The sequence below is a fragment of the Kitasatospora sp. SolWspMP-SS2h genome (assembly GCF_003259315.1).
GTDB lineage: Bacteria > Actinomycetota > Actinomycetes > Streptomycetales > Streptomycetaceae > Kitasatospora > Kitasatospora fiedleri.
The window spans coordinates 41565-53576 of record NZ_QLLT01000017.1; the positions used below are offsets into that span (position 1 = coordinate 41565).

Annotated in this window: 10 protein-coding genes and 2 pseudogenes; 10 read left to right on the forward strand and 2 right to left on the reverse strand. The window is 73.8% G+C overall.

Annotated elements, in window-relative coordinates:
• Positions 1–38: 38 nt before the first annotated feature.
• A pseudogene (locus K353_RS21580) lies at positions 39–299 on the forward strand (winged helix-turn-helix domain-containing protein); the annotation flags it as partial.
• A 117-nt stretch (positions 300–416) separates the two neighbouring features.
• Here K353_RS21580 and K353_RS21585 read toward each other — a convergent pair.
• A pseudogene (locus K353_RS21585) lies at positions 417–1288 on the reverse strand (IS5/IS1182 family transposase).
• Positions 1289–1658: 370 nt separating this feature from the next.
• Between K353_RS21585 and K353_RS21590 the strand changes: the two are divergent.
• From K353_RS21590 to K353_RS21610, 4 genes are all read left to right on the forward strand, one after another.
• The gene (locus K353_RS21590; protein WP_111555195.1) at positions 1659–2171 is read left to right on the forward strand and encodes a SigE family RNA polymerase sigma factor; all 513 of its coding nucleotides are present in this window, start codon (positions 1659–1661) and stop codon (positions 2169–2171) included.
• 42 nt (positions 2172–2213) lie between these two features.
• Positions 2214–3056, forward strand: a complete 843-nt coding sequence (locus K353_RS21595; protein ID WP_111555196.1) for a hypothetical protein — start codon at positions 2214–2216, stop codon at positions 3054–3056.
• A gap of 535 nt (positions 3057–3591) precedes the next feature.
• Positions 3592–5178, forward strand: coding sequence for an MFS transporter (locus K353_RS21600; protein WP_111555197.1), 1587 nt, complete (start codon positions 3592–3594; stop codon positions 5176–5178).
• A gap of 605 nt (positions 5179–5783) precedes the next feature.
• A complete protein-coding gene (locus tag K353_RS21610) occupies positions 5784–6500 on the forward strand; it encodes a type II toxin-antitoxin system PemK/MazF family toxin (RefSeq protein ID WP_111555199.1) in 717 nt (238 codons plus the stop codon).
• Between the two features lie 150 nt (positions 6501–6650).
• Here the strand turns inward: K353_RS21610 and K353_RS21615 are convergent, their stop codons facing one another.
• Positions 6651–8231 (reverse strand): aspartate:alanine exchanger family transporter, encoded by a 1581-nt coding sequence (locus K353_RS21615; RefSeq protein WP_111555200.1) that lies wholly within the window; start codon positions 8229–8231, stop codon positions 6651–6653.
• Positions 8232–8753: 522 nt separating this feature from the next.
• Between K353_RS21615 and K353_RS21620 the strand changes: the two genes are divergently transcribed.
• From K353_RS21620 to K353_RS21640, 5 genes are all read left to right on the forward strand, one after another.
• Entirely contained in the window at positions 8754–9026 is a 273-nt protein-coding gene (locus K353_RS21620; RefSeq protein ID WP_111555201.1) for a GlsB/YeaQ/YmgE family stress response membrane protein, read from the forward strand.
• Between the two features lie 353 nt (positions 9027–9379).
• On the forward strand, positions 9380–9733 hold the full coding sequence (locus K353_RS21625) for a PRC-barrel domain-containing protein (RefSeq protein WP_111555202.1): 354 nt from the start codon (positions 9380–9382) through the stop codon (positions 9731–9733).
• Positions 9734–10055: 322 nt separating this feature from the next.
• Positions 10056–10946, forward strand: coding sequence for a SigB/SigF/SigG family RNA polymerase sigma factor (locus K353_RS21630; RefSeq protein WP_111555203.1), 891 nt, complete (start codon positions 10056–10058; stop codon positions 10944–10946).
• Between the two features lie 83 nt (positions 10947–11029).
• Positions 11030–11425, forward strand: a complete 396-nt coding sequence (locus K353_RS21635; protein ID WP_111555204.1) for an STAS domain-containing protein — start codon at positions 11030–11032, stop codon at positions 11423–11425.
• A 119-nt stretch (positions 11426–11544) separates the two neighbouring features.
• On the forward strand, positions 11545–11988 hold the full coding sequence (locus K353_RS21640) for an ATP-binding protein (protein WP_111555205.1): 444 nt from the start codon (positions 11545–11547) through the stop codon (positions 11986–11988).
• The last annotated feature ends 24 nt before the right edge of the window (positions 11989–12012 follow it).

Here is a 12012-nt window from a genome sequence, read left to right on the forward strand (position 1 = left end):
GATGCGCGGCGGCTGTCGCCGGAGGCCGGGAAGCGCTGGTGTCCAGGACCCGTGGCCGGCGGGCGGGCGAACACCAGGCGCTGGATCAGGACCGGCAGCAGTGCGGGCGGCAGGCCCTGACCGGCCACCGTCCCGAAGACCTAGGCTTGGGTGGGCAGTTGTGGACCCGCGCGATCGTCGGCGACCTCATCGCCCTGCTGTACCGGGTGCGGCTGACCGAGCAGGGCGTGGGCAAGTACCTCGAGCGCTGGGGGCTGTCGTTCCAGCGCCCGGACAAGCGCGCGGTCGAGCGGAACCCGGAGGCGGTCCGCGACCGGTGTGAGGTGAGGTGGCCGGCGATCCGCGAGACGGCCCGAGCCGAAGGCGCCGAGGTGCTGTTCGCCGATCAGACTCGACGTAGGGCGTCCGCCAGTAGGTCATCGGATGCGTGGGCTTCGCGGGCGGGTGCCCCAGCGGTGGAGGATCCAGGCTCGGCGGATCAGGCAGCGGACCGTGACGACGGTGGCGGCCACAAGGCGAGGAGGAAGTCGACGGCCGCTTTCCGGCGTCCGGTGCAGCGTCGGAGTTTGCCGAAGTCGTTCATCCGGGAGTTCGTGCGCTCGACGACCCGTCGGCCGCCGGTCTGGATCGGGGTCTTCGCACCGCGCGGGGCGATGCGGGCGTCGATCCGCCGGCCGGCCGGGTCGTCGTGGACGATCCGGTAGTCGTAGCCGGCGTCCAGGGCGAGGCGCGGATGCTCGGGCAACGGCCCGAGGGCCTGTTCGAGGGCGGTGGTGCGGTCGAGGGTGGCGGACGGCAGAGTGTGGTCGCGGGCATTGGCCGGTGTCGGCTCGGTGACCAGGGGGATACCGGAGCCGTCGGTCAACTGCGAGCGTTTCAGAACGAGTTTGGCGCGGTCGACCGGGATCCTGCCGGCGCGTTCACCGCCGGAGGGCGCCTTGGTGATGCAGCCGCCGGCGTTCAGGCGGCCGAGTTCGAGGCCGATCATGCGGTCGTGGGCGGCGAGTACGAGCAGCCGCAGGCTCTCCATCACGCCGGCTGCGATCCGCTCGTCGCGGCGTCGGCGCAAGCTGGTGGCCGAGCAGTGCTCGTCGGCGGCGCGTTCGTGTCCGCAGCCGAAGACCGGGACCCGCACCAGCCGGTCGAAGACGACGGCGTCGCTGATCCGCGGGTTGTGGCAGCCCGGCGGGTGCCGGTCCTCGCGCACGGGCAGGAGTGCGAGGAACTGGTCGCGGATCGGGTCGGGAATGCATGAGGGGACGGCAGGCGCGGATCCTCCGATGATCATGAAGCGTAGAGAGCTCCATGGTCGGGCGAACCGTGCCTGCCCTGCTGCCGGCACCTACCGGCGGACGCCCTGGGACGACCGGTGCCCGTCACCCGGGCACGCGGCTGCCGTGCCCGGTGTCCGGCCGGGTCGCTTCGGCCGGGCAGGTACCGCGCCCGGCCGGGAGCAGGAGGGGTGGCCGGGGTACGGGGCGTTCGCACGGCAGCGGCGGCTGGAGCCGGCCCCCGAGAATCCGGTGGCCGGAATGGCCATGCGTGCGCGAGCACCGATGCGCCGTGATCCGAGAGTTGCTTCTCCCGCGTAACCCGGTGGGCCGTCAGCGCGTGGTACTGGCGACATCGTTACGGCACGGGGGCACGGGGGCGGCGGCATGGAGCAGGGGCTCGAGTTCGAGCGGTTCGCGAGCAGCCGGGCCCACCGACTCTTCCAGGTCGCCTACCTGATGTGCGGGGACTGGCACCAGGCCCAGGACCTGGTGCAGACCACGCTGGCGAAGATGTTCTCGGTCTGGGGCCGGCTGCGGCGCGGTGCCGACGACGGGCCCACGATCGACGCCTACGCCCGAAAGGTGCTGCTGCGCACCTACCTCTCGCAGAAGCGGCTGCGGAAGTCGTCCGAGATCGTCACCGCCGATCTGCCGGAGCAGGCGTCCGCCCCGAGTGACGGCGGCGAACTGCGACTGGTCATGGTGGCCGCGCTCAACAAACTTCCGCCCCGCAACCGGGCGGTGGTGGTGCTGCGCTATCTGGAGGACCACAGCATCGAGGCCGTGGCCGACATGCTCGGCACTTCCCCCGGTGCCGTGAAGAGCCTCAACTTCCGTTCGCTGGCCAAGCTGCGAGAGATCCTGGGCGAGGACCACGAGGCCCTCTTCCACTCCTGACCGACCCACCGACCTTCCCAGCCGACAACGAGGAACCAGGCCATGGACCTTGAGCACGATCTGAGCCGCCTGCTCGGCGAGAGCGTCGACGGCCTCGCCTCACCGGTCGACGCCATCGTCGCCGAGGCGGGAGTACAGGGCCGCAGGCTCCGCCGCCGCCGTCGCCTGCGGATCGCCGGTGCCACCGCGGTGGTGGCCGCTCTGGCCATCGCGGGCGCGGTCGCAGTGCCCCGTCCGGTCGGCGGCCCGGCGGTCACCGGCACGCCGCCTGCCGCCACCACCACCGTCGCGGCGCCCAGTCCGGTGACGGCGGCGGTGACGGTGCCGGTCACCGCCGAGGCGATGCTCAAGGTCCTGGCCGACCTGCTGCCCCCCGGCGGGAAGCTCGGCAAGTTCCGGCCGGGCCCCTTCGAGTGGACCCGGGCCGCCGCGACCGACTTCACGGTGGAGTACGACGACGGCCGGGGCGCCGCCCACGTCTACGTCGTGCTGAGCCCTCCCGATCCGAAGGGCGCGTCGTGGAACTGCGATCAGGTGGACCTGACCGACCGCGGCGCCCGCCCCGGGGGGGCCGAACCGGCCGGCTGCACCAGCACCACCGATGCCGTGGGAACCGTGTTCAGCGCCGTCACCGGTGTGGGCTCCGACGGGGGCTACTACTTCCGGAAGGTCCGCCTGGAGCGGGTCGACGGGACGTCCGTCGACCTCGTCGTGGGCAACGGCCCGGCCCCGTCGCCGGAGCACCCGTTCGGCCTGGCCAGCCGTCCTACCCCTCCGCTCACCACGGCCGCCTGGCAGGCCATCGTCCGTGATCCTGCCTGGCGGACCGAAGTCCCCGCCACCACCGCCGAAGCCGGCGCAGCCCTGGCCGCCACGTTGCGCTGACCACGCGTCGGTCCCCCCTTCAGAAGGTGCGCGGTCAGGAGACTCCGCGGCTCGCGGGCAGCATCACCGGGTGATGTCCGGGGCTGCGCGTCCCGGCTCCGGGGCCCCGCTGCGGCCGTGTCCGCCGAACTCCTGGCGTGCGGCGCGCAGTCGCGACGGCCGCGATCCGCGATCGGCACCCTGGTCGGAGCACGAACGTCGCGCCCGTTCGAGACCCGTCGGTGAGCGAGGTCTCCGGGTCGCCCGGCCACCGCGGGAGCGCGCGGATCACGTCCCGGGCGCGGACGGCGCAGGTGCGGACGGAGCCCGTGATCCGCAGCCGCCGCCGTCGGGGAGCACGGGACCGGGCGGTCGGCGAGCGGGTGGCGCGTCCCCTCCCCACCGCTCCGGGCGGGGTCCGTCCCGTCCGTGCGGCAGGGCCGGACGGCGGATCCTGCGGCCGGGGTCCGGGTGTCGTGCGACCGCCGCCGGGCCGGGCCCGGATAGTGGGGTGGTCCGCTCCGGCGCGAGGCCGGCCGATTCCGGGAGCCGGCTCATGACACGCACGACCGGGGCACGGCGCGACGGGGCCGGAAGCTACTCGGAGCACCGGTGGAAGGCGCTCACCGGCATGTGCGTCGCCGCCGGCCTGGTGTGGCTGACGTTCGCCGACTTCGCCGTGGCCGTACCGACGATCTCCGACGAGCTGGCGGTGTCGCTGCCCGACCTCCAGTGGGCCAACAACGCGTTCAGCCTCTCGGCCGGCGCCCTGGTGCTGGCGGCCGGGCGCCTCGGCGACGTGTACGGGCGCAAACGGACCCTGGAGATCGGCCTGGCGATCATCGGGGCGCTCTCGCTGGTCTTCGCGTTCGCCCCCGGCGCCACCGGCCTGATCGTGGGCCGGGCGGCGATGGGAGTGGGTGCGGCGCTGATCCTGCCGGCCACGCTGGCGCTGATCCCGCCGATGTTCCCACCGGACGAACAACCGCGGGCGTTCGGCGCCTGGATGGCGGTCGCCTGGGTCGGCCAGGCCGCCGGACCGGCGGTCGGCGGCATCCTGACGGGCCTGTTCGGCTGGCGGTCGACCTTCTGGATCGACGCCCCGCTGGCTCTGGCCGCCCTGTGGCTCGTGCGCCGCGCGGCGGTCGAGTCCACGGACCCGAACGCCTCCCGGCACATCGACCTGCCGGGGGTCCTCGTCAGCGCCCTGGCCGCGTTCTGCCTGCTCTACGGGTGCACGGCCGGGCAGGAGAAGGGCTTCGGCGATCCGGTGATCATCGCGCTGCTCGTCGGCTCCGCGGTGCTGGCCGCGCTCTTCGTCCTGCTGCAGAAGCGGGTCCGCGAGCCGCTGATCGACCTGCGGCTCTTCTCGTCCCGGCCGTTCTGCGGCGCGCTGGTCGCCAACTCGGTCATGAACATCGTCTTCTCGGGCATCAGCTTCCTGCTCACCCTCTACCTGCAGGAGGTCCGCGGCTACGGCCCGATCGCCGCCGGACTCCTGCTGCTGCCCTCCACCGCGACCATCCTGCTGCTCAACTCCTACGGCGGCCGGTTCTCCGTCCGACGCGGCCCCCGGCTGCCGGTCGTGATCGGCGCGCTGCTGCTGGGCACCGGCGCACTGGTGGTCTCGACCATCGGACAGCACTACACGTACGCCGTCCTGGCCGCCGGGCTGCTGGTGCTCGGCACCGGCCTGGGCCTCATGTCGATCCCGCTCTCCAACACCGCCGTGGCCGGGCCGCCCGAGGAACTCGCGGGCACCGCCTCCGGCATGTTCAAGGTGACCAGCATGCTGGGCGGCGCGTTCGGCGTCGCCGCCCTGGTGGCCGTCCAGCAGGGGATCGAGACCAACCAGGCGACCGACCGGGCGAAGGCCGCCGGGCTCTCCGACCGGGACGTGCAGCAGCTCGGCAACGCCGTCACCGACTCCAGACTCGCCTCCCGGATCCTCGCCTCCGTGGACCGGCCCACCCAGGACGCCATCACCGCCGCCTTCCACGAGATCCAGGCGATCGCCACCGGCCGGACCATCGCCCTGGCCGGGCTGCTCGCCATCGTCATGGGCCTCACCCTGCCCCTGGTGTGGCGCGAGCGGCCCGCACCGGACGAGGCGGCCGGCCGCAAGGACACCGCGGCGGCCTGAACGGGCTCCGGACGGAACACGGCCCGGCAGTCCCGGAACGCCCTCACGGCACCCGGCCGCCTCGCCGGCCGCTCGCGCAGTGGCCGCCGGACGCGTCGGAGCCGTCCCGTCACCGGGTCTCGAACCCGCCCGAGGACACCCCGGTCGAGGAACTCGTGCGGCGCGCCAAGATCCGCCGGCGGATCGAGCACGACTACCGCGAGCTGAAGACCGTTCTCGGCCCGGACCGCTTCGGGGGCCGTTCCCGGAGGGGGTGGCACCGGCACGTCACGCGCGTCACCGCGGCCCACTTCTTCGTGACGTTGACCCGGAGCCGCCCCGAAGTCCCTGCTCGGGCATGACCTTCCACCAGGCCGTCAGGACACTTCGACAGCTCCTGGCGACCTGGAACGGGCCGTGCCCGACCCGCCACCGCCCCGCCCCCGTAGCAGGTCCAACCCCGACCTGGCGGAGCACTACCGGTTGCCCGGGCCGGCGCCGCCGGTGTCGTCCGGCTGGCCTCCTCCCGGGCCGGGCGGTACCGGCAGGAGTCCGGACGGCCGGACCGGGCATGCGCTGCCTCACGGGCACGGCGGGACGGGTCCGGGAAGCAGGAGGAAGCGACGTTGGAAGAAGAGCGGAAGAAGCGGCGCCGCCAGGCCCCCGCCGCCCCCGGCAGGGGTTCCGGCGGGGGGAGTGCCCGCCCGGGACGGGGAGGTTCCCCCGCGCACCTGCCGGACGGGCTGGTCCGTCTGGCCCTGTACCTCGGCTACGGCGCGTTCTGGGTGCTGGGCTCCCGGCTGCTCCTCGGTCACGGGATCTGGAGCGCCCTGGTCGCGGTCGGCGCGCTGGCCGGCGCGGTGGCCCTGTGGTTCGTCCCCTCGTGGTGGCGGCGGGCACGCCGTCGCGAGGGCGGCTGGTCGCCTCCCGCCGGAGGTCCGCGCGGTCCCCGCGGCGGCCGGACGGGGCCGGGCTCGCGGCGCCCGCCGCTCCCGCCGCGGCCCCGGGCGGGGCAGCGTCCGCAGCCCGGCCAGGTCTGGTACGCGTACGTCCCCTACGAAGAGGGGGACGGGGGCAAGGACCGGCCCTGCCTGGTCGTCGGCGCGGGACCGACGGGGGCGACCGTCCTGAAGATCACCAGCCAGGACAAGGGCGACTTCCCCGAGCACTACTGGCCGATCGACAACACGGGGTGGAACCGTTCGGGGCACGAGAGCAGTTGGCTCCAGAACCACACGCCGCTGCGCGTGCCCTACGACGGGTTCCGCCGTCCGCTGGGGCTCTGCCCGGCCGACCTGTGGCGTGAGGTCACCGACCGCCTCGACCTGTCGGCGGCCCGCTGACCCGGGCCCGGTCCGGGCGGCCCGCCGGTCGGGCCGCCCGGACCGCCGGAACACGAAAGGGGATCCGGGACCGGCGCTGCGCGCTCCGGCGGGGGACCGGTGCCGTCCGCGGGCGTCGTCGCGGGGCGAGCGCGGGTTCGACCGCCCTCGTCACAGGCCCACGATCAGCTGGATGCAGACGATCTTCACCAGGATCGCCAGGGCGAACAGCGTCGAGTAGCCGGTGTTCACCCGGGCGTCCGAGGAGCGGGTGTTGGCGTACGCGGTGATCGCCGGATTGCCCACGTAGCCGGCCAGCAGGCCCATCGTCCGGGGGCGGCTCTGGCCCAGCAGGCGGGCCGCCAGGGCCATCAGCGCGTAGCTCAGCAGCGCGCTGATCAGCAGGACCACCAGCAGTTTCAGGCCGAACAGCGAGAACGCGTTCTGCCGGAAGGCGTAGCCCGAGGTCAGGCCGACGCACGCCAGGAAGAGCAGCAGGCCGATCTGGCGCAGGGTCAGGTTCGCCCGGGTGGGCAGCGTCCACACCAGGGGGCCGGTGCGGCGCAGCCAGCCCAGGAGCATCGCCATCAGCAGGGGGCCGGCCGCGGTGCCGAGGGAGAGGGTGGTCGAGCCGAGGGTCAGGCTGGGGATGCCGATGAGGAAGCCCAGGGCGAGGCCGATGCCGAGGCTGATGGCGCTGACCTCGCTGACCTTGGCCTCGGTGTCGCCCAGGTACCGGCTGACCTCGTCGGAGCGTTCGCGCGGCATCACCACCCGCAGGCGGTCGTCGAGTTGGAGGCGCAGGTCGTCCTGGGCCAGCAGTTCCCGGTCGCCGCGCCGGACCCGTGAGACCAGCGCGCCGAAGCGGTCGGCCAGGGCGAGGTCGGCCACCGTGCGTCCGGCCAGGTCGGGGTTGGTGAGCAGCACCCGGCGGTAGTCGATGTGGTCGCGGCGGTCCAGCAGGTGCTCGTCGGCCGGGTCGCCGAGGGCGGCGACGGCGGCCCGCACCTGCTCGGGGCCGCCCACCACGACCACCCGGTCGCCGGGTGCCAGCCGGCCCGCGCCGTGCGCGACCTCCGGCTGCCCGCCCGCCCGTTGGACGACGCTGGCCAGCACCCGGCCCCGTGCCACGCCGGGCACCCGGGCCCAGTCGACGGTGGTGCGGACGGCCACCGTCACGGTCTCCAGGCGGTGCGGCAGGTCCTCGCCCGGATCGTGCCGCCCCGGCCAGGAGCGGACGGCGGCGACCCCGGCGACGAACAGGATGGTGATCACCACCGCCAGCGGGTAGCCGATGGCGTACCCGACGGCCGGCTGCGCGGGGTCGTCGGAGGCCGCCTGCGCCGCCGCCAGCCCCGGGGTGGTGGTGCCGATCCCGGCGAAGCCGCCCGCCAGGTACGGTCCGCTGATCCCGAGGACCCGGTTCCCCAGCAGGCCGACCACCACGGCGGTGATCACCAGGGCGACCACCGCCCCGGCCATGACGGCCAGTTCGGGTTTCAGCTCGCGGAAGAACGCGGGGCCGGACTCCAGCCCCACGGTGTAGACGTACAGGGCGAGGCCGAGGACGGACACCCCGGCGGGCACGGCGGGACCGATGTCCGGGTCCAGCGCTCCGACCAGCAGGCCGACGAACAGCACACCGGCGGCGCCCAGCCGGATCGGACCGAGCCGGGCCAGGCCGAGCAGGGAACCCGCCGCGATCACCGAGAAGACCGTCACCCAGGGGTGATCGGCGAAGAACTGCCACATGGCACCCACTCAGCCATGCCGGTGCGCTCCGCTCCAAGCCCTTTGGGGCATTCGGCGCAATTCCCCCCACCCTGACGGGGCATCAGGTCGGCCGGAGCGGGACGGACGGGGTCGGGCGGACGCCGACCGGCGGCGCGTGCCCGCCCCGCGCACCCCGGGGCTCCGGGGCCGCCGCCGGCTCCCGGCTGCCGCCCGGACGGTGCCGGCGCCACCCGTCCACGTCCAGTGCCGGGCCGCCGCGGACCGCCGTCCTCCGTCGTGGCGGCAACCCGAGGTGCGTGCGTACCCCTGCTCCGTCCGGCGGGCGGTGGCCTGCGGCGGCCCGCTGCCGACGGCCGTGCCGCGCGCCCCGTGCACGTCCACCGACCCCGCGCCCCACCTGCGGGTACCGGACGTGCGGCGGCGATGTCCCGGGACGGACGGGGTTCCTGACGGCGAGACAGAATCTCGGGTGTTTAGTTTTTCCATATCAGTGAAGACGGATGTCGACACCGACCACGCTCGCAGAAGTAGGAGAAAATGATGGGCATCATCGCCTGGATACTGATCGGTCTGATCGCCGGTGCCATCGCGAAGGCCCTGATGCCGGGCAAGGACCCGGGCGGCATCATCATCACGATGCTCATCGGCATCGCGGGCGGCCTGCTCGGCGGTTGGCTCGGCAAGGTCATCTTCGGCGTCGACTCGATCGACGGCTTCTTCGACATCTCCACCTGGGTCGCCGCCATCGTCGGCTCGATCATCCTCCTGGTCATCTACCGCCTCGTCACCGGCAACCGGCACAGCCGCGCCTGAACGATCCCGCGCACCCGTGAGGCCGGCCCCGACACCGGGGGCCGGCCTCACGTCGTGCGTCCGGCCGGGTCCGCCGGCCGCGGACGCGCGCGATCAGGTCGACCGCCAAGGCGGGACGCGCCGTCCAGGGCTTCCCGCTCCAGGCGGAATCCGTGCGAAAGCGGAGAACCCGCGCTCCCGTTCCCGGCCGCCCGTTCGGCCAGGCCGGGTGGAGTTCGAGCGCGTTCCCGACCGCGACGCCGGATTCTGCGGAAGAACTCCCGTTTTCCGTGAACGGTGGCATGGCCTGGCGGTACCGGGGCAGGCGGCTTCCCGTACGGAGAACGGGAAAGCTCGACGCGAGGAGGCAACGGATGACCGAGGCTATGTGGGGTTACGAGGGTGCCGAGGGCTACGCGGCGGGTGCGGACCTGACCGGTTACCGGGTCGAGGCGACGGACGGCCACATCGGCAAGGTCGACAAGCACACCGTGGACGTCGGCGCCGGCTACATCGTGGTCGACACCGGCCCGTGGATCTTCGGCCGCGAGGTGCTGCTCCCGGCGGGCACCGTCACCCGGGTCGACGACCAGGAGAAGACGGTGTGGGTCAACCGCACCCAGGACGAGGTCAAGAACTCGCCCGAGTACGACAAGGACAAGCACGCCGACGACCCGGCCTACCGCCAGCAGGTCGGCGGCTACTACGGCAACGGCACCGCCGTCTGACCCGACCCTGACCAGGCCGCTCGGGGCCCCGCGTCCGCACCGGACGCGGGGCCCCCGCGCGTTCCGCACCGCCGTCGGCGGGCCGCGCCGAGGACCTCCGCGCCCGCGGCTCCCGTTCCGCGATCGGGCGTCCGCTCCTGCACCGTGGCGGGAGCCGGGGCCGGGCGGTACCGCCCGGCCCGCGGGGTCGTGAGGGCCGGGGCGGGCACGCCGCCGTCCCGCACACCAGGGCCGCCCGATTCCTTCGCACCATCAGAAGGCATGGACACCAGGGGACGGGGCATAAGGGGGCGGACCGCGCCGCCGTAGGAAGGAACCGACCGTGACGAGCGACCAGCTCCTGATAGCAGCGCCCCGCCCGGTGAACGAGCGTGCGCACACCGCGCCGCCGCGAAGCCCCCGGGAGGTCGCGCCGGAGCTGGCGGAGATCGGCGACCTGACGGGGGTCGCGCCGGCCGACGCCCGGGACCTGACCCGGGTGCTGCTGGTGCGCCTGGCCGGTCTGGAGGAGGGCACCCGGGAGTACTCCTACGTGCGGGCCTCCCTGGTGGAGCTCAACCTCTCCCTGGTCCGCTTCGCCCTCCGTCGCTTCGGCTCGCACCGGGAGAGCACCGAGGACCTGATGCAGGTCGGCGCGGTCGGACTGATCAAGGCCATCGACCGCTTCGAGACCGAGCGCGGCCTGGAGTTCACCACCTTCGCCATCCCCACCATCCTCGGGGAGCTGCGCCGGCACTTCCGTGACACCACCTGGGCCGTCCACGTGCCCCGACGCCTCCAGGAGCTGCGCCTGACCCTGGCCAGGGCCCAGGACGCCCTGTCGCAGACCCTCGACCGGGCGCCGACGGTGGCCGAGCTGTCCGAGTACCTGGGGATGGCGCAGGACGAGGTCATCGAGGGGCTCCAGGCCGCGAACGCGCACAGCACCGACTCCCTCGACGTGCCGGCCGGGTCGGACGGCGACGGCCCGGGCGCGTTCGCCGCCAAGATCGGCAGCACCGACGAGCGCCTGGACATGGTCGAGGACCTGGTCTCGCTCCAGCCCCTGATCGCCGCCCTGCCGGAGCGCGACCGCCTGATCCTGTCGATGCGCTTCACCGAGGACCTGACGCAGTCCCAGATCGGCGAACGCCTCGGCCTGTCCCAGATGCACGTCTCCCGCCTCCTCTCCCGCGCGCTCGCGAAGCTGCGCCAGGGCCTCGAGGCGGCTTGAGACAGATCGGCCCACGGAGCGGGACGATCGGCAGCCGACGCCCGCCCGCAGGACGCCGCTCCGCACGGTGAGAAGGTAGGAGAATGCAGTCGCACGACCACGTCACGTCCGCCCGGGCGGGCGCCGTCGAACTCGAGGACGGTGTCGGCGTCGACCTGTGGTCCGGCGGTGACGGCATCGCCGTCTGCCGGATCGCCGGAGACCTGGACATCGAATCGCTGGCACCCGTCAAGGAGGCCCTCGCCGAGGTGGTCCGCGGCAACCGGCTCGTCGTCCTCGACCTGGCCCAAGTGGCGTTCTGCGACTCCTCGGGGCTGAACCTGCTGCTCACGGCCCGCGCGGACGCCCTCGCCGCCGGTGCCGTGCTGCGGCTGGCGGCGGTGTCGCGCCCCGTGAAGCGGCTGCTGGAGATCACCGGAGCCGCAGCTGCTTTCGACGTCCGCCCCACCGTCCAGGCCGCGATCGCCGAACTGCCGTGACCGTGACCGTGACTTCCGCGTCCCACCTGGCCCGGGTGCAGCACACGGCCCGGCCGCATCAGCCGCAGTGCAGCGGGCAGGCGAAGCGACAAGGACCGCCAACTCGAAGGGCCGACCGAATGATCACTGCCCGGCAGACCCTCGACGACAGCCCGTCCGCCACCGCGCTGACGCTGCCGCCGGGCGGCCAGCGGCGGCGCCTGGCCATGGACGGGCAGCGCAAGCCGGTCGCCCGCGCGCGGGAGTTCGCGCGCGGCGCCCTGGCCGACTGGTCGTGGCCCGGCGCCGACGACACCGTCCTGCTGGTCGCCGAACTCGTCGCCAACGCCGTGCTGCACGCCGGCGGCCCCCAGGACCTCGTCCTGCACGCCACCGACACCCGTCTGCGCGTCGAGGTCACCGACGCCTCCCGGACCGCACCCGCACCGCGCGAACCGCACCGGCCCGGCACGCCCGGCGGCCACGGCCTCCGCATCGTGCGTGCGGTCTCCGACCGGTGGGGCACCGCGCCCCTGCCCTCCGGCAAGGTCGTCTGGGCCGAGATCGACGCCCCCCGCTCCTGACCGGCCACCCGGCCGACCCCGTGG